20 protein-coding genes are annotated in these 22025 nt (G+C 73.5%); 10 read left to right on the forward strand and 10 right to left on the reverse strand.

Going from position 1 to position 22025, the window contains the following annotated elements; all coding sequences use genetic code 11:
* Positions 1-25: 25 nt before the first annotated feature.
* The 6 genes from egtC to ACZ6W9_RS20290 form a co-directional block, all read right to left on the reverse strand.
* Positions 26-823 carry an ergothioneine biosynthesis protein EgtC gene (egtC, locus tag ACZ6W9_RS20265; protein WP_389968001.1) on the reverse strand — a complete coding sequence of 266 codons (798 nt, stop codon included), beginning with the start codon at positions 821-823 and terminating at the stop codon, positions 26-28.
* A gap of 120 nt (positions 824-943) precedes the next feature.
* On the reverse strand, positions 944-2266 hold the full coding sequence (gene egtB / locus ACZ6W9_RS20270; protein WP_470119110.1) for an ergothioneine biosynthesis protein EgtB: 1323 nt from the start codon (positions 2264-2266) through the stop codon (positions 944-946).
* 129 nt (positions 2267-2395) lie between these two features.
* Positions 2396-3772: a glutamate-cysteine ligase family protein gene (locus ACZ6W9_RS20275; RefSeq protein WP_470119042.1), complete on the reverse strand. Its 1377-nt coding sequence runs from the start codon at positions 3770-3772 to the stop codon at positions 2396-2398.
* Positions 3773-3896: 124 nt separating this feature from the next.
* The gene (locus ACZ6W9_RS20280; RefSeq protein ID WP_389968005.1) at positions 3897-4172 is read right to left on the reverse strand and encodes an anti-sigma factor family protein; all 276 of its coding nucleotides are present in this window, start codon (positions 4170-4172) and stop codon (positions 3897-3899) included.
* Between the two features lie 41 nt (positions 4173-4213).
* Complete coding sequence (locus ACZ6W9_RS20285; protein ID WP_362938536.1) at positions 4214-4864, reverse strand: RNA polymerase sigma factor; 651 nt, start codon at positions 4862-4864, stop codon at positions 4214-4216.
* Between the two features lie 283 nt (positions 4865-5147).
* On the reverse strand, positions 5148-5942 hold the full coding sequence (locus tag ACZ6W9_RS20290; RefSeq protein ID WP_470119045.1) for an SAM-dependent methyltransferase: 795 nt from the start codon (positions 5940-5942) through the stop codon (positions 5148-5150).
* Between the two features lie 252 nt (positions 5943-6194).
* Here ACZ6W9_RS20290 and ACZ6W9_RS20295 point away from each other — a divergent pair, with 252 nt between their 5' ends.
* Together ACZ6W9_RS20295 and ACZ6W9_RS20300 are read left to right on the forward strand one after the other, a co-directional pair.
* Entirely contained in the window at positions 6195-6608 is a 414-nt protein-coding gene (locus ACZ6W9_RS20295) for an SRPBCC family protein (RefSeq protein ID WP_362938530.1), read from the forward strand.
* A 91-nt stretch (positions 6609-6699) separates the two neighbouring features.
* Complete coding sequence (locus tag ACZ6W9_RS20300) at positions 6700-9009, forward strand: xanthine dehydrogenase family protein molybdopterin-binding subunit (protein WP_470119047.1); 2310 nt, start codon at positions 6700-6702, stop codon at positions 9007-9009.
* 96 nt (positions 9010-9105) lie between these two features.
* Here the strand turns inward: ACZ6W9_RS20300 and ACZ6W9_RS20305 are convergent, their stop codons facing one another.
* Positions 9106-10167: a YihY/virulence factor BrkB family protein gene (locus ACZ6W9_RS20305; RefSeq protein ID WP_389968011.1), complete on the reverse strand. Its 1062-nt coding sequence runs from the start codon at positions 10165-10167 to the stop codon at positions 9106-9108.
* Positions 10168-10455: 288 nt separating this feature from the next.
* Here ACZ6W9_RS20305 and ACZ6W9_RS20310 point away from each other — a divergent pair, with 288 nt between their 5' ends.
* The gene (locus ACZ6W9_RS20310; protein WP_389968013.1) at positions 10456-11001 is read left to right on the forward strand and encodes a ferritin-like domain-containing protein; all 546 of its coding nucleotides are present in this window, start codon (positions 10456-10458) and stop codon (positions 10999-11001) included.
* 309 nt (positions 11002-11310) lie between these two features.
* Positions 11311-12153, forward strand: a complete 843-nt coding sequence (locus tag ACZ6W9_RS20315; RefSeq protein ID WP_389968015.1) for a hypothetical protein — start codon at positions 11311-11313, stop codon at positions 12151-12153.
* A gap of 61 nt (positions 12154-12214) precedes the next feature.
* Here ACZ6W9_RS20315 and menC read toward each other — a convergent pair whose 3' ends face one another.
* The 3 genes from menC to ACZ6W9_RS20330 form a co-directional block, all read right to left on the reverse strand.
* Positions 12215-13315, reverse strand: a complete 1101-nt coding sequence (gene menC, locus ACZ6W9_RS20320) for an o-succinylbenzoate synthase (protein WP_389968017.1) — start codon at positions 13313-13315, stop codon at positions 12215-12217.
* 92 nt (positions 13316-13407) lie between these two features.
* Positions 13408-14241 (reverse strand): GNAT family N-acetyltransferase, encoded by an 834-nt coding sequence (locus tag ACZ6W9_RS20325; RefSeq protein WP_389968019.1) that lies wholly within the window; start codon positions 14239-14241, stop codon positions 13408-13410.
* An 85-nt stretch (positions 14242-14326) separates the two neighbouring features.
* Complete coding sequence (locus ACZ6W9_RS20330; protein ID WP_389968021.1) at positions 14327-14701, reverse strand: histone-like nucleoid-structuring protein Lsr2; 375 nt, start codon at positions 14699-14701, stop codon at positions 14327-14329.
* A 376-nt stretch (positions 14702-15077) separates the two neighbouring features.
* Here ACZ6W9_RS20330 and ACZ6W9_RS20335 point away from each other — a divergent pair, with 376 nt between their 5' ends.
* Genes ACZ6W9_RS20335 through ACZ6W9_RS20360 form a run of 6 tightly spaced genes read left to right on the forward strand, consistent with a single transcriptional unit; the run spans position 15078 to position 21938 of the window.
* Positions 15078-16895, forward strand: coding sequence for an ABC transporter substrate-binding protein (locus tag ACZ6W9_RS20335; protein WP_389968023.1), 1818 nt, complete (start codon positions 15078-15080; stop codon positions 16893-16895).
* A gap of 12 nt (positions 16896-16907) precedes the next feature.
* Positions 16908-17909, forward strand: coding sequence for an ABC transporter permease (locus ACZ6W9_RS20340; protein WP_389968025.1), 1002 nt, complete (start codon positions 16908-16910; stop codon positions 17907-17909).
* On the forward strand, positions 17906-18838 hold the full coding sequence (locus tag ACZ6W9_RS20345; RefSeq protein ID WP_389968027.1) for an ABC transporter permease: 933 nt from the start codon (positions 17906-17908) through the stop codon (positions 18836-18838). Before ACZ6W9_RS20340 ends, ACZ6W9_RS20345 begins: the two co-directional genes overlap by 4 nt.
* A 3-nt stretch (positions 18839-18841) precedes the next feature.
* Positions 18842-19981, forward strand: a complete 1140-nt coding sequence (locus ACZ6W9_RS20350) for an ABC transporter ATP-binding protein (RefSeq protein ID WP_389968028.1) — start codon at positions 18842-18844, stop codon at positions 19979-19981.
* Positions 19978-20982 (forward strand): ABC transporter ATP-binding protein, encoded by a 1005-nt coding sequence (locus ACZ6W9_RS20355; protein WP_389968030.1) that lies wholly within the window; start codon positions 19978-19980, stop codon positions 20980-20982. Before ACZ6W9_RS20350 ends, ACZ6W9_RS20355 begins: the two co-directional genes overlap by 4 nt.
* Before the next feature lie 11 nt (positions 20983-20993).
* Entirely contained in the window at positions 20994-21938 is a 945-nt protein-coding gene (locus ACZ6W9_RS20360; RefSeq protein ID WP_389968032.1) for a GNAT family N-acetyltransferase, read from the forward strand.
* Positions 21939-22025: the final 87 nt, after the last annotated feature.

Below are 22025 nucleotides of genomic sequence, written 5' to 3' on the forward strand. Positions count from 1 at the left end.
GTGTGCCGGCCGTACCGGACGCCGGTCACAGCGGCTGGAGTTCCACGCCGCCGGCGGAGACGAGGAGGAGGTGCCGGTCCGGCACGGCCCGCCAGCCGGGGCGGTCGTCCAGCGGCTCGCTCGCCACGAGCACGCCCCCTCCGGCGTGCGGGGAGCCCTCTCCGGCGCGCGGGGAACCCGGGAGAGAGGGGGCCCGCGGCGAGTCCGGGGCGGCGAGGTCCGGGCCGGGCGGATCCGTGCGCAGGAAGAGCGTGTCCCCCCAGGTGGTCGCGGCGAGTACGGCGCCGTCGCAGGCCAGCAGGTTCAGGCGGGCCCCGGGGTCCTTGGCCCCGGCGTGGACGACGACCTCCGCGAGGGACTCGCCGAGCGGCCGGCCCTCCCGCCTCCGGGTGAACACCGCCGCGGCCACCCAGGCGGAGTCGCAGGAGCTCGGCGCGTCGTCGGCCAGGTCCCGCAGGGCGTCCCGGGCGACGCGGCCGTTGTGGCTGAGCAGCCACCGCCCGTCGGTGAAGGGCGCGGTCGCGGTCTCCTCGATCGGCATGCCCACGGTGGCCGTGCGCACCGCGGCCAGCAGGCACCCCGAACGGGCGGCCCGGGCCAGGGCGGGCAGGTTGGCGTCGGTCCACATCGGGACGGCGCGGCGGTAGCGGACCGGTTCGGGAAGGGACCCGTCGTACCAGCCCATTCCGAAGCCGTCGGCGTTGACCCGGCCGTGGCGTTGCATGCGGGGCGCGTAGGACTGCCGGAGCAGCCCGTGCTCCGGCTCGTGGATCAGCGAGGCCAGGGACCGGGGGGCGCCCAGCCAGGCCGCGTGCCGGCACATCAGGCGTCCTCCAGGGCCGTGGGCCGGCGGGTCGGGCCCGCTCCGCGGACGTATGCCGAAATATCCGGCATGTAAGTACTCCTTCGCGGCGGGGACGCCCCGGGGACTCGCGCAGCCATGTCAGGACTCCTCGGGGGACGCCGACCGGGCGCAGCGGAACCCGGAGAAGATCTGCCGCCGGATCGGCAGATCCCAGTTGCGGAACGTGGTGCGGACCGCCGCCGGGTCGGCCGCCCAGGAGCCGCCGCGCAGCACCCGGTGGCCGGGACCGAAGAAGACCTCGCTGTACTCCCGGTAGGGGAAGCTGCGGAAACCCGGGTAGGGCAGGAAGTGCGAGGCGGTCCACTCCCACACGTCCCCGACCATCTGCTCGGCGCCGTACGCGCTCGCCCCCGCGGGGTAGGCCCCCAGCGGCGCCGGTCGCGCCGCCCGGTGCCCCAGGTTCGCCCGGCCGGGCCCCGGATCGTCGTCGCCCCACGGGTAGGTCCGCGCCCGCCCGGCCGCCGGGTCCCACCCGCACGCCTTCTCCCACTCGGCCTCGGTGGGCAGCCTCCTGCCGGCCCAGCGGGCGTACGCCTCGGCCTCGTACCAGCACACGTGCTGCACCGGCTCGTCCATGGGGACCGGCTCGGTCCGGCCGAAGCGGGTACGCCACCAGGCGCCGCCGTCCCGGACCCAGAACAGCGGCGCGCGGGCCCGGCTCTCCCGCAGCCAGCGCACGCCCTCCTCGCTCCACCACCGGGGGTCGTCGTAGCCGCCGTCCTCGACGAACGCGGCGTAGGCGGCGTTGCCGACGGGGAACCGGTCGATCCAGTAGGCGGGCAGGTCCACCGGGTGGGCGGGCCGCTCGTTGTCGTAGGCCCACGGCAGCGTGGAGGTGCCCATCAGGAAGGGGCCCGCGGGCACGAACACCTCCTGCGGCCCGCCGGCGCGGCCGGGCGGCAGCTCGGCGTCGCGCACCAGGCCCGGCTCGCCGGAGAGCTGGAGGGTGGCGAGCATCGTCTCGTCGTGCTGGTGCTCGTGCTGGATGACCAGGCCGAAGACGAAGCCGTCGCGGCGCAGCGGGTCGGGGTCGTGCGGGTCGAAGCCGTCCAGGACGTCCAGCACCCGGCCGCGCACGCCCTCGATGTAGCGGCGCGCCTCGGCCGGCCCCAGGATCGGCAGGGACGGCCGGTCCCGGCGCGGATGCCTGAACGCGTCGTACAGGTCGTCGATCTCCGGCCGCAGCGGGGTGATCCCGCCGGCCTCGCGCAGCACCCACAGCTCCTCGTAGTTGCCGACGTGCGCCAGGTCCCACACCAGCGGCGACATCAGCGGCGAGTGCTGCCGCACCAGGAGGTCGTCCTCGGCGTCGGTGTAGGCCAGCGACCGGCCCCGCACCGCGATCAGCTCGGCGGCGATCCGCTCCTTGAGGCGGTCCGCGCCGGTCCCGTCGACGATCATCTCGCTCAACCCGCTCATTCCCTTCGTCACTCCGCGTCCTCCTCGCCGTCCGTGCCGCGTGGCCGCCCGTACGGCGGCCTTCGCCGCCCGTGCGCGCTCGTGGCTCCGGCCGTCATGCCGTGCGCGCGCCTACCCCTCCTGGCCGGCCAGCCAGGCCGCCAGGCGCCGCTCCGGCTCCACCGCCCGGCCCGCCGTACCGGCCGCCCCGAACAGGTCGAGCAGGTCGGCGGCCGGAGACCTGCCGGGCGTCACGTACCGGTCGGCGAACGCCTCCGTCCTGCGGACCAGCGCGGGCGGCGCGCCCAGCCGGGGCAGCGCGCCGAGGGCGGCCCGGAAGCAGGCGTCGGCCGCCGCGCGCAGCCCCGGGTCCGCCAGGCCGTGCCGCGCAGCCCGCGCCCAGCTCGCCGCGTACGGCTCCACCGCGGCCAGCGCCGCGCCGGCCGCCCGGTCGTCCGTCACGAGCGCGTGGGTCACCGCTGCGCACACCGGCCACCACGCCGGGTGCTGCGCGTCGAGGTAGCGGATCTCCAGCCAGCCGCGCGGCCTGACCGGGGGGAAGACCGTGGTGGCGTGGTAGGCCAGGTCCGCCAGGGTGGGCGGGCGCGCGGGCAGGTCACGCGCCGGGCCCGGCGACCCGGGCGCGGGACGGGGCTGGGCGACCAGTGGCGGGCGGGCGTGGACGGCGGGGGCCGCGGCCAGCCAGTCGCGCAGGGACGACCCGTCGTGGACCGGGCGGCACCGCCCGCCGTCCCCGCCCTCCGCGCCGTCCCCGCGTTCCCCGCCTTCCCCGGCTTCCTCGCGGACGAGCATGACCCGGGCGTCGAGGAGGTAGTCCCGCCACGCCGCCACCGGATCCCCCCGCCAGGGGACGGGTGCCGTCCGCGTCGGGTCGAGGCGCTCCCACACCACCTGGCGGCCCGACATCCACCCGCACGGCCCGCCCTCCAGCAGCGGCGAGTTGGCGAAGGACGCCGTCAGGACCGGCCCCAGCAGGTGCGCCCGCTGCCAGCGCTCCCCCGGCCGCTCGCCCAGGTCCACATTCACCTGGACCGACGCCGTCGAGCACATCATCAGCGGCCCGTACGGCGAGCCGAAGAACGCGGCCATCGCGTCGTAGCGGGGCAGGCGGAGCTGCCGCCGGGCGGGCCGTACCGGGTCGAGGCCCGCCCCGGCCAGCACCAGGCCGGCCTCCCGCAGCGCCCCGCGCGCCGCGTCGACGTCCGCGGCCACCCGGGCGACGGCCTCCGGCAGCGGGCCCGCCGGTCCGGAGAGCTCCAGCTGCCCGCCCGGCTCGAACGTCACCCTGCTCCCGCCGGGCATCGGCGGCAACGCGGCGGCGACCCTGTCCAGGGGGACCTGGCGTACGGGGTCCCGGAGGTCGAAGACCAGGAACTCCAGCTCTATCCCCAGCCGGTCGCCGGGGCCGGCGCCGAAGCATCGGCGCGCGAAGTCCTCCACCTCCGCGGCGTCCCGGATCGGGGTCTCCCCGGTCACCACACCGTTCATCGGCCGCCCCTCCCGCCTGACGGGTACGGGACTACAGACCCGGCAGGGGCGCGGACGTTACACCGGGAACGCGGAAAATCTCAGAACGCCGTCGCTCGCGGAGGATCCACCGGTGTTCGTGGAGTCAGGGGCGCCGGTGCTCGCGGAAGGCCGCCAGCAGCCGCTCGCGCGTGCTCTCCGGAAGCCCGTCGGACGGCGCGCGGGGCGGCTCGGAGCCGGGACCGGAGGCGCCGAGGGAGCCCAGGACGCCCACGGTGGCGCGGATCTGGCCGAGGTAGCGCGTGCAGCCCTCGCACCCGGACAGGTGCTCGGAGAACAGGCTCCGAGTGGTCTCGTCGAGCTCGCCCTCCAGGTAGGCGGTGACGAGTTCCACCACCTCGTCGCAGCTGAACCGCTTCACAGCGCCGACCGCCTCACCGTCTCGAACCTGAACCGTTTTCACTACGCCGACCGTCCCGCCGTCTCGAAATACTCCTCCAGCCGCCCGCGCACGGCCGCCCGGGCGCGGTGCAACAGGACCCGCTGGTTGGCGGGGGAGATCCCCAGGATCTCGCACACCTCCTCGGAGGTGCACCCCTCGACGTCGCGAAGGGTGATCACGACCCGCTGCCGGGGAGGCAGCTCCGCCAGGGCCTTGCCGATCAGGCCGCGCACCTCGGCGGCCAGGGCCTCGCCCTCGGGGGTGGGCCAGGCAGCCGGGGCCTCCTTCCAGAAACCGGGGAAGGGGTCGTCGGCGCCCTGGAAGCGCGCGTGCTCGACGGTCGGGCTCTCGTGCTCGAACGCGCTGCTCCACGGGACCACGCGGTTCTCCCGGACGCCGCGCTTCCTGGCCGTGTTGACCAGGATCCGGTAGACCCACGTCTTGACCGACGAGCGGCCCTCGAAGGCGTCGATGCCCCGGATGACCGCCAGCCAGGTGTCCTGGACGACCTCCTGCGCCGAGTCGTTGGTGGACACGTGCGAGCGGGCCAGCCACAGCATCCCGCGTGACCAGGTGTCCAGCAGCGCCGCGAACATCGCCTCGTCCCCGGCCCGCAGCGCCGCCACCATCACGTCGTCGGGAGGCAGCCCGCCGTCCGCGAAGGACTCCACGACCCTCTCCTCCCGCTCCGGCGTCCGAGGCGTTCTTCCGAAGAGAGCGAACGACCCGGACAGGAGGATTCCCGTCCCCGGCGGAGCCGACACCTGCCGGGCGCGGCCGGAGGACGACGCCCGCCGGTGCCGCGGGGACCGGTACGGAGCCGGCGAGGCCCCGCCGGCTCCGCCCGTACCGCCCGCACCTGTACCGTTCCGCGACCGCGCCGTCCGTTACACGCCCCGCGCCCCCGAGTTCAGAACGCGTTCCGGGCGCGATTCCGGACGCGTTCCGGGTGCGTCAGGGCTTGCGGCCGATGCCCACGTACGCCAGGCCCGCCATGTCGGCGTAGGCCGACGGCGGCACGTCCGGATCGGAGAACGGCCACACGCCCACCGCGTTGACGCCGTCGGCCAGGCCGGGCGGGACCAGTTCGAAGTCACCGAAGAACCGGGCGACCTCCTCGCGCGACCGGGGGACGAACGCCGCGTTCGACCGCCGGTACAGCTCGGCGACCTGGGCGGTGCGTTCGGGGGCGGCGTCCCCGGCGACATGCGAGATCGCCAGGTGACCGCCGGACGGCAGCGCGTCGCGGTAGGCCGCGACGAACCCCTGGGGGCCGGCCTCCTCGGGGACCAGGTGCAGGAAGAACATCATCAGGACCGCGACCGGCCGGTCGAAGTCGATGAGCCTCCGTATCCGCGGGTCGGCGAGGACGCTCCGCGGGTCGGTCGCGTCCGCCCGCGCCATGATCACGTTGTCGTGTTTGGCCAGCAGGGCATTGCCGTGCGCGCAGACCACCGGGTCGCTGTCGACGTAGGCGACCCGGGCGTCCGGGGCGAACCGCAGGGCCACCTCGTGCACGTTCTGCTGGGCCGGCAACCCCGAGCCGAGGTCGAGGAACTGGGTGATCCCCCGCTTGGCGAGGTACTCCACGATCCGGCCGATCAGCAGCCGGTTCTCCCTGGTGCCCTGCCTGGTCTCGGGCAGCACCGAGAGGACCAGCTCGGCGAGTTCCCGGTCGGCCTGGAAGTTGTCCTTCCCGCCGAGGAAGTAGTCGTACATCCGGGCCGCGTTCGGGATCTGCGGATTCACTCCGGGGGGTGCCTGCTCCGCCGTCATCGTCAACCTCGCCGTCTGCGCCGTCGGAAAGGCCCATGATCGCGGTATCCGCTCCCGATCGCCACCCCGGGGATCCGGCGCCCACGGCGCGCCATGCCCCGGACGGGCGGCGCGGCCCGGAGACCCCTGGGACGGAGACCGCGGGGGAGGGGCGGTCCAGGGATGGACGGGCCGCCGACGGGTAAGGGCCGTTCGATGTTTCCGTGACAGGGAGTGACGATTGCGATGAGTGAGTACGAGCGTTCCCGCACCATGCCCGCGACCTCGGAGATCGTGTTCGACCAGGTGAGCGACCTGGACCGGCTCGACGACTGGCTGCCGCGCGAGCTGCACGTGCGTGCTGAGGAGCCGCCGGCCGTGACGGTCCACGAGGACGACACCGGGCAGGACTCCCGGGGCCTGTTCCGGGCCGTCCCGGAGCAGCTCCGGCTGGAGTGGGGCACCCGCGACGACGCCAGCTACAGTGGCTGGCTCCAGGTCGCCGACAGCGGTGCCGGGGGGAGCGAGGTGACCATCCACCTGTCGTTCTTCGACGAGGAGCACGCCCCGCCCGCCGGGGAGATCGACCGCGCCCTCGACGAGAGCCTGGAGAAGCTGGCCACGCAGGTGGGCCGCCAGACCGACAGTCCCGCCGGCTGACCGCCGGACGTCCCGCCGCCGAAGGGTGAACGCGCCGCCGTACGGCAGGGCGGTCTTGGCGAGGGGGCGGGCGGCGCGCAGAATCGGGTCCATGACCGATCGTCATCCCTACGTCGGAGCGCGGGCCCCCCGCCGCGAGGACGGGCGGCTGCTCACCGGGCGCGGAAGGTACGTCGGCGGCGTCGGTCCGCCGGACGCCGCCCACGCGGTGATCGTGCGCAGCCCCGTCGCGCACGGGCGGCTCACCAGGTGCGACACCGGAGCCGCCCGCTCCGCCGCGGGGGTGCTCGACGTCATCGTCCCCGCCGACGCGGCGGGCGCGCGACTGCCGTGCGTGACGGTCGCTCCGGGGCAGCGCGAGTCCTCCTACCCGGTACTGGACGAGGAGATCCGCTACGCCGGGCAGCCGCTCGCCGCCGTCGTGGCGCGGACCCCGGAGGCGGCCGGGGACGCCGCCGACCTGATCCGCCTCACCTTCGAGGAACTGCCCGCCGTGGTCGGCGTGGAGAACGCCGCCCGTGACGGCGCCCCGCTGCTGTACCCCGGCTGGGGCACCAACGTGGTGACCGATTTCGAGGTCGGCGACCCCGACTGCGAGGAGGCGATCGCCGCCGCCGACCACGTCGTGGAGATGACGTTCCGCCTGGGCCGGGCCGCGCCGAGCCCGGTCGAGCCGCGTGGGATCGTGGCCGGCTTCTCCGACGGCACGCTCACGGTCTGGGCCGCGACGCAGGCCCCGCACCACGTGCGCGACCACGCGGCAGAGGCCCTGGGACTGCCCCTCAACGCGGTGCGGGTGATCGGCTGCGACGTCGGGGGAGGGTTCGGCGGCAAGGAGCACCTCTACCCCGACGAGGCGCTCGTCTGCCTGGCCGCCCTGCGGATCGGCCGCCCGGTGCGGTGGTCGGAGACGCGTGCCGAGCACCTGTCCGCCACCCTGCCGGCCCGCGACGCCGTCCACCGGGGACGCCTCGCGTTCACCGCGGACGGCCGGTTCGTCGCCCTGCACTGCGACATCCTCGGCGACCTGGGAGCCCACCCGTCGAACGTCGGGATCAGCCCGCTCGCCGTGACCGCCATCATGCTGCCCGGCCCCTACCGGTTCGAGCGGGCCGGCGCGAGGGTGCGGGCCGCCGTCACCACCACCACGCCGACCGGCTCCTACCGGGGCTTCGGCCAGCCCGAGGCGACCTGGACCAGGGAGCGGCTGGTGGACGAGGCGGCCCGGCTGCTGGGCGAGGACCCCGTCGAGCTGCGGCTGCGCAACATGATCGGCCCCGGCGAGCTGCCCGCCGCCACCCGCACCTGGCAGACCTACGACAGCGGCGACTACCCCGCCGCCCTGCGCCGGGTGCGGGAGCTGGCGCGCGTCGGGTCGCCGCGCGACGGGCGCAGGCGCGGCGTCGGGTTCTCCTGCCACGTGGAGGCCACCGGCATGGGGCCGTCCATGGGGCTCAAGGCGGCGGGTCAGGCCGCGGGCGGGTTCGAGACCGCGATCGTGCGGATGGAGCCCGACGCCTCCCTCGTCGTGCACGCCGGGGTGGCGGGGATGGGGCAGGGCATCGAGACGACGCTGGCCCAGCTCGCCGCGGACGGCGTGGGCGTGCCGCTGGACCGGGTCCAGGTGGTCCTCGGCGACACCGCGGCCACGCCGTACTCCTCGATCGGCTCCATCGCCAGCCGCTCCCTGGTGGTCGGCGGCGGCGCCCTGAACCGCGCCGCCCGGCTGCTGCGCGACCGGATCGTCGCCATCGCCGCCCACCGGCTGGAGGTCTCCGGCGAGGACCTGGAGATCGCCGACGGGGCCGTCCGGGTGAAGGGCGACCCGGCCTCGCGCCTGACCCTGCGGGAGATCGCCCTGTCGGCGTGGCGCGGCTGGGACCTGCCCGAGGGCGTGCCGCCGGGGCTGGAGGAGCGCGTCACCCACGACCCGGCCGACTACACCTACGCCTACGGGGCGCACGCGGCGGCGGTGGCCGTCGACGTGGAGACCGGCGAGATCGAGGTCGAGGGGTACTGGGCGGTCGGCGACTCCGGGACGCTGGTCAACCCGGCGATCGTCGAGGGCCAGCTGCGCGGCGCGATCGCCCAGGGGATCGGCATGGCGCTGACCGAGGAGGTCGTGTACTCCGCCGACGGGCAGCCGGCCGCCGACTACTTCCCGCCGACGACGCGGGAGGTGCCGGACATCGAGGTCGTCCTGACCCAGACGCCCTCGCCGATCACGCCGGGCGGGATGAAGGGCGCGGGGGAGGCCGGCACGATCGGCCCGCCCGCGGCGATCGGCAACGCGGTGGCGGCGGCCGTGCCCGGGATCGCCGCCGGGGTCGCCACCACCCCGCTCACCCCTCAGACGGTGTGGTCGCTCCTGCGCGGGGACGACGCGGCGGGACCCGGCTGAGCCGTGGACCCATCCCCGGGAGGCGCGGTCCGGGGCGGTCCGGGTCCCGTTCTCCGGCGTCTCCGGGGCATGTGCGGCCCGAGGGCGTCCGGGGTCTCATCCCCGGGACGCGCGCCGCCCGGACTTCTTCGGGGCCCCGCTCTCCACGGTCTCCCGCAGCAGCCCGGTGACCCGCCGTACGGTGTCCGCCACGGCGGTCCCGGCGGCGCCCACCAGCGGCTCGCGCTCCTCCTCGGCCGTGGGCCCGGGGTCCGGCCCGGTCGGCCGGGCGTTCCCGGCCCGGCACGCCTCCATCTGCGCGGCGAAGGCCAGCCCGAGGAAGAGCGCCATCGAGCTGAGGAACGACCACAGCATCAGCGCCATGACGGCGGTGAGCGGGCCGTAGGTGGAGCCGAAGGTGCCGCTGCCCTCGACGTAGAACGCCAGCAGCAGCGTCAGGGCGGTCCACAGGACGATCGAGACCAGCGCGCCGAACGCGAGCCAGGTGTGGCCCGGCTGCCTGCGCCGCGGCGCGGCGCGGAACAGCACCGAGGCCGACATGACCGCCAGCAGGAACCCCACCGGCCAGCGCACCAGCGTGAACGCCTCCAGCCCGGCCTCGCTCCAGCCGTAGACCTGGGCGAGCGCCCGGCCGATCGCGCCGCCGCCCACCATCACCACGAAGCCCGCGGTCATGAAGGCGCCCGCGGTCAGCGCCATCACCAGGGCCCTGCCGTACTTGCGGAAGAACGGGCGGTCGCGCTCCACGCCGTAGATGCGGTTGGCGCCCCGTTCCACCTGGGCCATGGCGCTGGTCAGCGAGACCAGCGCGGTGCCCAGTCCGAGCCACAGCGCCAGGGTGCCCCCGGCCTGGCCGGCCTTCCGGTGGCTGTCGGCGAGCACGTCCCGGACCGCGTCCGCCCCGGCCCCGGGTGCGATCCGGCTCAGGGTGAGCTCCAGCACCTGGCCGAGGTGCTCCTGGTTGACCACCGAGCTCAGGCCCACCAGCGCGATGGCGCCGGGGATGATCGACAGGCAGACCTGGAAGGCCAGCGCCCGTGAGTTCGTCATGCCCTCGCCGTACCTGAACCTGGCGAAGGAGTCGCGCACGAGGTGCCAGCGGCCGTACCTGCGCAGGGTGACCCAGGCGTGGTCGGCCGACAGTTCCTCACCGCTCATGCTCCGTGTCTGCGGCACTTCCGTCGCTGTTCCCATGGTCGGGTTCGACTACCCGGGGAGCCGTACGGCGAACCGGCCCGCCGGTAACGGTCCTGACACCGCCGGGGGAACCCGCGGGGAGGGCCGGAGGCCGGCGCCCGGGACGTCCGGGCCGTCGCTTCGGTGTCCGGAACACGGCTCGGATGCCGGGCCGCGGGTGCCGGGGCGGGGTCGCCGTTCCGGGTCAGGAGCCGCCCGGATAATAGTAAAAATCCGAATGAAAGGTGCGATACCGGTTAGAGGAAGCCCATGGCTGAATTTCTCACCGACATCAAGGAGATCCGCGCCCGGGCCCGCCAGGAGATCGACAAGGGGCCGATCACGTCGGCCTACGGCGCCGACCTTCCGCGGGTGATCCAGGTGTGCAACGAGGCGCTGGCCACGGAGCTGGTCTGCGTACTCCGGTACAAGCGGCACTACTACACCGCCACCGGGATCCACGCGGAGCCGGTGGCCGCGGAGTTCCTGGAGCACGCGGCGGAGGAGCAGGAGCACGCCGACCGCCTCGCCGAGCGCATCACGCAGCTCGGCGGCGAACCGGACTTCAACCCCGAGACGCTGACCCTGCGCTCGCACGCCGAGTACGACGACAGCCTCGACCTCGTCGAGATGATCAAGGAGGACCTGGTGGCCGAGCGGGTCGCCATCGCCTCCTACACCGAGATCGTCCAGTGGCTCGGCGACCGAGACGTGACGACCCGCCGCGTCTTCGAGGACCTCCTCGCCCAGGAGGAGGAGCACGCCAACGACCTGAAGGGCCTGCTGGAGCGGCTTCCCGCCGCGCTGAAGGGCTGAAGCACGCCGCCTTCGAGGGGGAGGCCGAAGGACGGGCCGTCTCCGTGGTGCCGTGCGGCCTTGGGCGGGCCGCTTCCGGCGCGTTGCGCGGCCTTGGGCGTCGGAGGGCGACGGCCACAGCGCGGTATCGCCGTTGATTCCACCGGTAAATTTCCGGCTCCATCCATAAATCAAATGCCACGATTAACTATTTCTCGTTATCGCAGAAAGTGACCGGGTATCTGGTGACCGGCGGTTTAGAAGATGTGTGGCGCATTAATAGGATGAAATGTCCGGAAAGGGCTAATTATGAGTTCTTCGGTGGGCACAATGGCGAAGCTTTCGCTCGCCGCCCTGGGCACCGCCCTCCTCGCCGTGCCGGGGGGCGTCTGCCAGGCGGACACCTCCGGGTCCGCCTTCGGGTTCGCCTCCGGCTCCACTGCCGGGGATCCGGTCACCGGCGTCCGGGCGCCCGGCGTCCACGGCCCCGGCGTCCGGCGGTCGAGCGCCCGCGACCCCGGCGCCCGCGGCTCCGGTGTACGGCGGGACTCCGGTGTACGGCGGGACTCCGGCGCACGACGGGACGACGCCGGGTTCCGGCAGGACAGGGCGGTCCCCGGACGGCAGGGTGAGACCCTCTCCGAGCGGCGGGGCGGGGCCTCGGCCGAGCGGCGGGACGCGGCGCGGCGGCACGCCGTACCGGGGCGGCAGGCCGCCGCGCCGGCGCAGGGCGAGGACGCGTCCTCCTCCGAGGAGGCGGCGGGCAAGGGGCGGGGACGGTTCGCCGGGCGGGAGGCCACGAACCGCAGCCGGCTGGGACGGCCGACGGCGTCGAGGCGCGCGGAGCGGCCGGAGCGAGGCGGGCAGGCTCCGTCGAGGCAGGGGCAGACGCAGGCGGCCCCCTCCTCCGGGCAGGCGGAGAACGCGGCCGCGCCGGACCGGGCGGGCGAGGTCCGGGCCGACACCCGCGCGGAGGTCCCCTTCACCGACAGGTTCGGCACGCGCAGCAAGTACGGCCCGGACAGCGCGTTCGGCCCCATCTCCAGGGTCAACCGGCAGCTCAAGTACGGGCCGTTCCTCAGCTGGCCGGTCCTCTGCGGCACGGCGGACGACCCCATGGGGTGCATGACCCAGTTCGTCCCGGACATGGGCGTCGGAACACCGAAGCACTGAGGCTCCACGGAGCTCCGGAAGGGGCCTCTGCCGAGCCCCGTGCCGCGGCGCGCGGCCCGGGTCAGAGCGGGATCCACTCCGTGGAGACGGTGACCTCGTCCAGGACGCCGGGGAGCGGGTCGACGCCGATGCCCGGGCCGGTGGGGACGTCGAGGTGGCCGTCGCGCAGCTCGAACGGGGCGGTGACGTCGGTCGCGAAGTAACGGCGCGAGGCGGAGGTGTCGCCCGGCAGGGTGAAGCCGGGCAGCGCGGCCAGGGCGAGGTTGGCGGCGCGGCCGACGCCGGTCTCCAGCATCCCGCCGCACCACAGCGTCACTCCGTGGGCGCGGGCCAGGTCGTGGATGCGGCGCGCCTCGAGGTAGCCGCCCACCCGGCCGGGCTTGACGTTGATGATCGAGCACGCGCCCAGGGAGATGGCGGCGGCGGCGTGCCGGGCCGACTCGATCGACTCGTCCAGGCAGATCGGGGTGGCGATCCGCCGGGCGAGCCGGGCGTGCTGCACCATGTCGTCGTCGGCCAGCGGCTGCTCGACGAGCAGCAGGCCGAAGGCGTCGAGCGCGGCCAGCCGGGGGGCGTCGCCGAGGGTGTAGGCGGCGTTGGCGTCGACCTGAAGGAGCAGGTCCGGGCCGAACCGCTCGCGTACGGCCCGCACCGGCTCCACGTCCCAGCCCGGCTGGATCTTCAGCTTGACCCGGACGTACCCCTCGTCCAGGTAGCCCTCCACGGCGTCGAGCAGCTCGGGGACCGAGTCCATGATGCCGACCGACACGCCACAGGGCACCCGGTCGCGGGAGGCGCCGAGGAACGCGCCGAGGGAGCGTCCCGAGGCGCGGAGCGACGCGTCCAGCACGGCGGTCTCCAGGGCGGCCTTGGCCATGCGGTGGCCCTTGAACGGCTCCATCGCCCTGTTCACGGACTCGGCGTCGGCGTGCGCGGGCAGGGCGGGGATCAGGAAGCGGCGCAGCGCGTCGGCGGCGCCGTCCACGTACTCGGAGGAGTACAGCGGCTCCGACATGGCCACGCACTCGCCCCAGCCCTCGGCGTCGGGGGTGACGACCCGCACGATCAGCACGTCGCGCTCGGTCTCGGTGCCGAACGAGGTGCGGAACGGCGCCACCAGCGGCATCGCGATCCGCCGCAGCTCGATTCCGGTGATCTTCATGGTGTGCGGCCCGCGCCGCCTCTCCCTTCACTCATGTCACTCGTGCGCTCACGCCGTTCGCGGCCGGGGCCGTTCCACGACGTGACCCGCCCTCATGGGCCGGGCCGTTCCACGACGTAGCCGGCCCGGCGGTCGAAGCCGGTGACCCGGGCGCCCTCCGCCAGCAGCCCGCCCAGCACCTCCCGTACGGCGCGCCGCCACGCCCGCGCCGCCTCCGGGTCGGTCCGGCGCAGCGCCTCGATGTCCCCGGGCACGGCCACCAGCACCGTCCGGGCCCCACCCCAGCTCTCCGCCGGGCCCGGCGACGGCAGACCGCCCAGGGAGGCCAGGCCGGTCACCGCGTCCGCGGGCACCTCCGGGACGTACGGCTCGCCCCGCGCGGCCGCCACCACCCGCGGCTCCGGCAGGTGCCACACGGCGAGCAGCCGGTCCGACTCGTCCCCGGCGTTGATCGCGTCGTCCATGGCCCCGTAGAACGACGGCAGGTACTCCTCGGCGCGGGCGCCGAGCTTGACGAGGTTGAAGTGGGCGTTGCGGCGGACCAGCGGGTCGTAGGTCCAGGTGACGCGGTCCAGGCCCCGCTCCAGCGCCCAGGCGCGCTGGTGCAGCTTCAGGGCGAGCCCGGCGCCGCGGCCGGGAAGGGCGCCGGTGACGTGGGAGTGCAGCGCCCGGCCGATCGGAGCGGCCAGGAACGCCACCGACGCCCCCGCCAGGCGCCCGCCCTCGTAGGCGCCGGCGACGTAGTTGCCCGCGTGCGACAGCGCCCGCATCAGCTCTGCCGTGATCGGCCGGTTGCCCGGGTCGGGACGCCAGATCGCGTCGAACAGCCGCACGACGTCCTCGAACTCCCCGGCGTCGCGCAGTTCGCGCACGTCGAGGCCGCCTTCCCCGCCCGTGCCGGAGACCTCCGTGGCCAGCGCGCTCACCCCCTCGAAGGAGGGTAGCGCGGGTCTGCGGCGCGGGTCTCTCCTCCGCCGTCTCCGCCGCCTCGGCCGTCCGCTCCGTCTCCGCCTACTCCGCCTCCGCCCGGTCCGGTGCGGCGCCGGGGTGGGCGGTGAGGAACCGTTCGAGCACCTCCTCCGGGACGCGGCCCCTGACCGGCACCTCCAGCCCCTGCTCACGGGCCCACTCGCGGACGTCGGTGGTGGTGTGCCCGCGCAGGCGGACGGGGGCGTCGGCGGGCCGCCGCGACCGCGACGCCTGCCTGACCTCCCGGGAGCTCTCCAGGACCTTCTCGATCAGGCCGAGGGCCTCGCACAGCCGCCGCTGGTTGTCGTCGGACAGGTCGATGGCGAAGGTCCGGTTCAGCAGGGAGAACTCCCGCCTCGTCACATCCGCGCCCTCGGAGTGGTCGAGGTCGTCGACCAGGATCACCTTCTGCGCCACGGCCGGCCCCTTTCCGGTGAACTGCGTTCCGTCTCGGTCACGAGCGGGCATCATGCCGCGTCCTGGGGCGCCGTTCACGTCCTTGATGGGGTTTTTGCCACTGCATGACCTATTGCCGGGTAGCCTCCCTGGGCATCCCGTACGACCGGGTGGGACCGCTGCGCGATGAGGGGCGGAACCGTACGGGCGGGCACGTCGTGCGACCGGAGCGGGCGTGCCGTACCGAAGGACGGCTCTCCATGCCCCCCGGAGGACGATGAAGGAAAGTTACAGGATTCTCACAACGTCTGGAGATTATTGACGTCCCTCGCAGGCCGAACATAGGGTCCGGTCAACCCCGGCTAACCCGGCCACGTAAGCCCCAACGGAGTGGTTCATGAAGCGACTAGCGGCCGTAGCGGCACTGCTCGGCCTCGCCGCCGTCACGGCGTGCAGCGGCAACACCGACAACAAGTCCGCCGCGGGCGGCACGGGTGGCGGCGGTGGTCTCTACACCACGATCGACGGCACCAAGCCGGGCCTCGACGTCAACGGCCCGATCAACCCGTGGAGCCCCAAAGGCAACGCGTTCTCCGGCTACAACGTCATGAAGCTCGGCTGGGCGAAGAACCACCTGACCGACCCGAACCAGTTCTACCCGGGCATCGCGGCGAGCTGGGACATCGCGCCGGACAACTCCTCGATCACGCTGCACCTGCAGCCGAACAACAAGTGGTCCGACGGCAAGCCCGTCACCGCCGAGGACGTCAAGTTCTCCATCGCCCTCGCCTACACCCAGGGCAGCACGGCCTTCGCGATCACCCCGGGCGCGGCCGGCGCCGCCTCCGAGGTCGAGGTGGTCGACGACAAGACCGTCAAGATCTCCCAGGACATGAAGAACCCCAGCGTCACGTTCGTGCGCGGCGTCATGGACAGCGCGGTCGTGCCCAAGCACGTCTGGGAGAGCGTGCTGCCCGCCGACTTCTGGGACAAGCTGAAGGCCGCCCGCGGCGAGGGCGCCGACGCCGACAAGGCCCGCGAGGAGATCACCGCGCTGGCCGAGAAGGTCATCGCCTTCGCCCCGCCCAAGGACGTCTCCGCCGGCCCGTACACGCTGGAGCGGATGAACCCCGGCGAGGCGCTGCTGGTCAAGAACAAGAACTTCTACAACGCCGCCAACGTCGGTCCCGACCAGGTCAAGCTGCTCAACTACACCGGCAACGAGCAGATCTGGAACTACCTCATCGCCGGCAAGCTCGACAACGCGCCGTTCACCGCGGTGCCCGCCGACGTGATGAAGCGCATCGCGGCCACCCCGGGCAACGCCGTCGTCAAGGGCTTCTCCCCGGTGGCGCTGGGCCTGGCGTTCAACCAGTCCAAGAAGCCCTACGACAACGTGCACGTCCGCCGCGGCCTGGCCTACCTGATCGACCGCGCCGAGATCACCAAGATCGCCTCGCCCGAGGGCGGCGTCGCGTCGGTCACCACCACCGGCATCCACCAGCAGCCCGCCGCCGAGTGGCTCGGCGACGAGCTGGGCAAGCTGGAGCCGTACAAGCTGGATGTGGCCAAGGCCGAGCAGGAGTTCAAGGAGGCCGGCCTCAAGAAGGAGGGCGGCAAGTGGACGCTGCCCGACGGCACGCCGTGGAAGTTCTCCATCAACGTCCCGGCGCCGTTCTCCGACTGGGTCTCCGGCGCCAAGGCGATCACCAGCCAGCTCAACGCGGCCGGGATCGACGCCGAGGTGCTGACCGTCGCCGACTACCCGATCTACCTTGAGGAGATCGCGGCGGGCAAGTACGACGTCGGGTTCTGGCTGACCGCGCTCGGCCCCGCGCCGTACAACATCTACCAGCGCCTCTACGGCGCCTCCAACGGCTGGGCCAACCTGGGCGGCAAGGTCAAGCACTCCGCGCCCGGCAAGAACGGCAACTGGATGGGCGGCCCGGAGACCATCGAGGTCGACGGCCAGAAGATCAACCCCGGTGAGCTCACCGCCAAGCTCAACTCCGCCCCCGAGGACGAGCAGAAGGCCATCGTCGGCCAGCTCGCCAAGGCGGCCAACCAGGACCTCCCGGTCATCCAGCTCTGGGACTACGTGAACACCCAGTTCATCAACACCAACCGCTTCACCGGATTCCCGCAGAACGACAGCGACCTGCTCCGCCAGACGTCGGGCGTGTGGATCCAGCTCGGCATGGTCAAGAAGAAGTAGCAGCGTATGACGATGATCGCAAGAAAGCTCGCGGGCCACCTGGCCCGCGGGCTCGTCATGGTTCTGATAGTCACCACGGTCAGCTTCTTCGTCATCAGGAGCATCCCCGGTGACCCGATGGCCGCCAAGTACGAGAAGCTCGTCGAGCAGGGCATGTCGCCCGAGGCGGCGCAGCAGTCCGTCGAGGTCCTCTACGGCTTCGCCCCGACCGGCGGCATGTGGCAGCAGTACGTCGACTACATGAGCGGCCTGCTCCGCCTAGACCTCGGCCAGTCGCTGACCGTGCCGGGCGTGGGCGTGTCGACCGTGCTGTTCTCCGCCGCCAAGTGGACCATCCTGCCCGTGCTGGTGGGCACGCTGCTGAGCTTCCTGATCGGCGTCATCATGGGGGTCTACGCCGCCATCAGGCGCTCGGGCAAGCTCGGCGACATCCTTGCGATCTCCGGGTCGCTGCTGCACGGCGTCCCCCAGTACGTGCTCGCGCTGCTGCTGGGCGCCGTGTTCACCACGCTCATCCCGATCCTGCCCGCGGGCGGCACGGCCGACATCATGTTCGAGCCGGGCTTCAACGCCGGGTACATCGGCTCGCTCATCTCGCACGCCACGCTGCCGGTGCTGACCTACGCGCTGGCCAGTTACGGCGGCTGGATCCTGGCGATGAAGTCGAGCGTGGTCACCGTCCTCGGCGACGACTTCATCCTCGCCGCCGAGTTGCGCGGCCTCAAACGCGGCTTCATCTTCCGCTACGTGGCCCGCAACGCGATCCTGCCGCTGTTCACCATCCTGGCGTTGTCGCTGGGGCTGCTGTTCGGCGGCGCGATCTTCATCGAGCGGATCTTCAACTACCCCGGCCTGGGGCTGATGCTCATCAACAGCATCACCGAGCGCGACTACGCCCTGATGGGCGGCGCGTTCCTGCTGATCACCGGGGCGATCATCATCGCGAACATCGCGGCCGACCTGTTCTACACCGTGATCGACCCGCGGGTGCGCAGTGGAGAGGGGGCCGCATGACGGCGCAGACCATCACCGCGGCCGGCGGCGCCACCGCCGGCGGCCCGGTGGGCGGCGGCAGAGCCGCCCTGCGGCGCAACTTCTGGCGCGGCGTCTGGCGCGTGCTCAAGCGCAAGCCCAGCCGCATGCTCGGCGCGGTCATCGTGGCCGGGTTCGCGTTCATGGGAATCTTCGGGCCGATGTTCTACCCCGAGCACCTGCCCCGCGACACCAGCGCCCTGTACGCGCCGCCGAGCTGGGCACACCCCTTCGGCACCGACTTCGAGGGCACCGACGTCCTGTCGCTGCTGGTCACCGGCTCCCGGTACGTCCTGCTGACCGCCCTGGTCACCGCCGTCATCACGGTGGTCCTCGGCACCGGCATCGGGCTGTTCGCCGGGTTCCGGCGCGGACGCTGGGACACCGTGCTCATGCGGATCACCGACATGAAGCTCACCATCCCCGGCCTGCCGTTGCTGCTGGTGCTGTCGACGATCTGGAAGTTCAACAGCGCCCTGGAGATGGGCCTGGTGCTCGGCCTGCTGGGCTGGGGCGGCGTGGCGCGGGCCGTGCGCGCGCAGACGCTGTCGCTGCGTGAGCGCGGCTTCATCGAGGCCGCCCGCGGTCTGGGGCTGTCCACGACGCACATCGTCGGCAAGGAGCTGCTGCCCAGCATGGCCCCCTTCATCGCGATGAACATGCTCATCGCCGTCACCGGCGCGGTCTACGCGCAGGTGGGCCTGTTCTTCCTGGGCGTCCTGCCGTTCGAGGCCAACAACTGGGGCGTGATGCTCAACCTCGCCGTGTTCGGCGGAGGCGCGATGTCGTCGCCGGCCGCGCTGCCGTACCTCATGGCGCCGCTGCTGGCGATCCTGCTGCTCACCCTGGGCATCGTGCTCGTCGTCGACGCGATGGACGAGATCTTCAACCCCCGCCTGCGTGAGGAGTGACGGGTGCCCACCACCGACAAGAACACCGGCAGGGCGACGCCGGGGGTGCGCGTCAGCGGCCTGACCGTCGTCTACCGGACACCGTCCGGGGAACTGCCCGCCATCCGCGGGATCGACCTGGAGCTGCCGCCCGGCACCATCACCGGCGTGGTCGGCGAGTCGGGTTCCGGCAAGTCCACACTGGCGCTGTCGCTGCTCAACGCCGTCCAGCCTCCGGGGAGGATCAGCGAGGGCAGCGTGGAGATCGACGGTCTCGGCGACGTCGTGACGCTGCGTGGCGAGGACCTGCGCAAGGCGCGCGGCCGGCACATCGGCTACGTCTTCCAGGCCGCCCAGAACTCCCTCAACCCGCTCAAGACCGTCGGCAAGCAGCTGCTGGACCTGGGCCGCTCGCACGGCGTCGAGGACCTGCGCGGCCTCGTGGCCGACGCCAGGGAACTGCTGGGCCGGATGGGCCTGGACGGCGCGCGGGTCCTCGACTCCCACCAGCACGAGCTGTCCGGCGGCATGCGCCAGCGGGTCGGCATCATGCTGGCGCTGGTGCTCAACGCCCACCTGGTGGTGCTGGACGAGCCCACCACCGCCCTCGACATGATCACACAGGCGAACATCCTGCGGATCGTCCGCGAGGTCCACGCCGAACGCGGCCTCACCACGATGATCATCACCCACGACCTCGGCGTCGTCGCCGAGGTCGCCGACCGGCTGGCCGTCATGTACGGCGGGCAGATCGTCGAGCAGGGCCCCACCATGGACGTGCTGAGGGCGGCACGCCACCCCTACACCCAGGGCCTGTTGCGGGCCATCCCGCGCCTGGTGGGCGACATCGGCGAGGCCAGCGCCCTGCCGGGCCGCCCCCCGACGCTGGGCACCATCCCGAAGCAGGGATGCGTGTTCCGGGACCGCTGCCCGCTGCGCATGGACGTCTGCGAGACGGTGGAGCCGCCGGTCGTCGTCCGGGGGACGTCCATCGTGGCCTGCCACGCGGTCGAGGCCGAGGACCGCGCCGCGGACCGGGTCGAGGTCCAGGCGGAGGACCGCGCCGCGGACCGGGCCGGGGAGACGGGAGAGGCCGCGGCGCGGCAGACCGTGGGAGCGCGGGAGACCGCCGGGACGCCGGGAGCATCGGGGGAGCAGGCATGATCACCGGAACGGGCATCACCAGGACCTTCAAGCAGCGGGGCGGCGTGCTCGCCGGCCGCGAGGTGAAGGCCCTGCGCGGCGTCGACTTCGCGATCCCCAAGGGAGGCGCGGCGTCCTTCATCGGCGAGTCCGGCTGCGGCAAGACGACGCTGGGACGGATCATCGCCGGGCTGGAGGGCTACGACGCCGGTGAGATCGTCATCGACGGCACCGCCATGTCGTCGCTGCGGCACCGGCAGCGCCAGCCGTACTTCCGGCGGATCCAGATGATCCACCAGGACCCGTACTCGGCGCTCAACCCGACCCGCACGATCCACCAGACGCTGGACGCGCCGCTGTCCCTGCGGGCCAAGCAGACCGGCCGCTCCCGCGCGTGGACCGACGAACGGGCCGAGGAACTGCTCGCCCTCGTCGGGCTGGACCCGGGCTACGTGCTGCCGCGCTACCCCCACCAGCTGTCGGGCGGCATGCGCCAGCGCGTGGTCATCGCCCGCGCGCTCACCGTCGACCCGGAGATGCTCGTCGCCGACGAGGCCGTCTCCATGATCGACGTGTCGCTCCGGCTGGGCATCCTGGCGCTGCTGAAGGACCTGCGCGAGCGGCTCGGCGTCAGCGTGCTGTTCATCACGCACGACGTGGCGACCGCCCGCTACATCGGCGACGACGGCGAGCTGTACGTCATCTACCGCGGCCAGGTCGTCGAGCGGGGCCACGTGGAGACGATCATCGCCGACCCGGTGCACCCCTACACGCAGTCGCTGCTGTCGGCCATCCCGGTGCTGCACGGGCTGGAGAAGCCGGGCGAGCAGCCCGTGGTGCCGACCGAGGCGCTGAACGAGAGCCACCACGACGCGGGCTGCCTGTTCGCGCGGCGCTGCCCGTTCCGCACCGACCGCTGCGAGAACGAGCTGCCGCTGCTCGGCCGGGGAGAGGGCTTCCCCCAGGAGTACGCCTGCTTCCACCCCGAGCGACGCGACGTCATCGCCACCCCGATCGGATGAGGACGAACCCCATGGGACAGCACGCCGCCTCCGCCCCGGACGCCGGGAACGCTCCGGCCGCCGGGGCCTCAGGCATCGTGGTCCGTACGGCCGGCCCGGCGGACGCGGCGGCGCTGCGCGAGATCGCCGCCGCCGCCCTCACCCTGGACGCCCCCGAGGCCCCGGAGCTGGTGGCGAGCCTGTCGTCGCCTCCGGCGGGGCGCAGGTGGACCGCGCTGGTCACCGCCGACCTCGGCGGCGTCGTCTTCGCGTCCGTGTCCCAGCGCGACCCCTCCGTCGGGCACATCGACCTGCTCGCCGTACGCCCGGAGGCGCGGGACGCGGGGCGGGGCCGCGCGCTGGTCGCCGCCGCCGAGGACTGGCTGCGGGCCGAGGGCGCCGCCGAGGCGCGCTTCGCGGGGAACCCGCCCTGCTACGCCTGGCCCGGGATCGACGTCCGCTACACCGCGGCGGCGGCGCTGGCCGAGAGCCTCGGCTACGAGCGCCACGACGTCGCCTGGAACATGACCGCCTCCCTCGGCGCCGACACCGACCTGTCGACCGACGCCGACGTCGCACGGCTGGCGGAGGCGGGCGTCACCGTCCACGCCGCCGGCCCCGGCGACCGCGCGGGGCTCGACACGGTGCTCGCCTTCATCCGGGAGCACTGGAACGACAACTGGGCGTGGGAGGCCGAGCACGCGGGCGGCTGCCACTACGCCGCCCGCGGCTCGGAGATCCTCGGCTTCGCCGCCTGGGGCGCCAGGCCCGCCTGGTTCGGCCCGATGGGCACCGCCCCGGCCGCGCGCGGGCTGGGCGTCGGCCGGGTCCTGCTGCGCCGCTGCCTGGCCGACCAGCGGGCCGCGGGCCAGGAGAACGCGGAGATCGGCTGGGTGGGACCGCTCAGGTTCTACTCCCGGGCGGCGGGGGCGCGCGCCGAACGGGTCTTCTGGCTCTACCGGCGCGCCCTGCGGTGACGGCCGGATGCCGGCGTCCCGGGTGCCGATGAGCCGGCTGAGCCGGCGGCCCGCCTCCCGGGCCGGGGCCGCGGCGTACGCCGCGAG

The organism is Streptosporangium sp. NPDC053982 (assembly GCF_055585205.1).

Bases quoted from the DNA above. Each gene is read 5' to 3' on its own strand.
- egtC (WP_389968001.1), bottom strand. From the start codon at position 823: ATGTGCCGGCACGCGGCCTGGCTGGGCGCCCCCCGGTCCCTGGCCTCG.
- egtB (WP_470119110.1), bottom strand. From the start codon at position 2,266: ATGATCGTCGACGGGACCGGCGCGGACCGCCTCAAGGAGCGGATCGCC.
- ACZ6W9_RS20275 (WP_470119042.1), bottom strand. From the start codon at position 3,772: ATGAACGGTGTGGTGACCGGGGAGACCCCGATCCGGGACGCCGCGGAG.
- ACZ6W9_RS20295 (WP_362938530.1), top strand. From the start codon at position 6,195: ATGAGTGAGTACGAGCGTTCCCGCACCATGCCCGCGACCTCGGAGATC.
- ACZ6W9_RS20300 (WP_470119047.1), top strand. From the start codon at position 6,700: ATGACCGATCGTCATCCCTACGTCGGAGCGCGGGCCCCCCGCCGCGAG.
- ACZ6W9_RS20305 (WP_389968011.1), bottom strand. From the start codon at position 10,167: ATGAGCGGTGAGGAACTGTCGGCCGACCACGCCTGGGTCACCCTGCGC.
- ACZ6W9_RS20310 (WP_389968013.1), top strand. From the start codon at position 10,456: ATGGCTGAATTTCTCACCGACATCAAGGAGATCCGCGCCCGGGCCCGC.
- ACZ6W9_RS20315 (WP_389968015.1), top strand. From the start codon at position 11,311: ATGGCGAAGCTTTCGCTCGCCGCCCTGGGCACCGCCCTCCTCGCCGTG.
- menC (WP_389968017.1), bottom strand. From the start codon at position 13,315: ATGAAGATCACCGGAATCGAGCTGCGGCGGATCGCGATGCCGCTGGTG.
- ACZ6W9_RS20335 (WP_389968023.1), top strand. From the start codon at position 15,078: ATGAAGCGACTAGCGGCCGTAGCGGCACTGCTCGGCCTCGCCGCCGTC.
- ACZ6W9_RS20340 (WP_389968025.1), top strand. From the start codon at position 16,908: ATGATCGCAAGAAAGCTCGCGGGCCACCTGGCCCGCGGGCTCGTCATG.
- ACZ6W9_RS20345 (WP_389968027.1), top strand. From the start codon at position 17,906: ATGACGGCGCAGACCATCACCGCGGCCGGCGGCGCCACCGCCGGCGGC.
- ACZ6W9_RS20355 (WP_389968030.1), top strand. From the start codon at position 19,978: ATGATCACCGGAACGGGCATCACCAGGACCTTCAAGCAGCGGGGCGGC.
- ACZ6W9_RS20360 (WP_389968032.1), top strand. From the start codon at position 20,994: ATGGGACAGCACGCCGCCTCCGCCCCGGACGCCGGGAACGCTCCGGCC.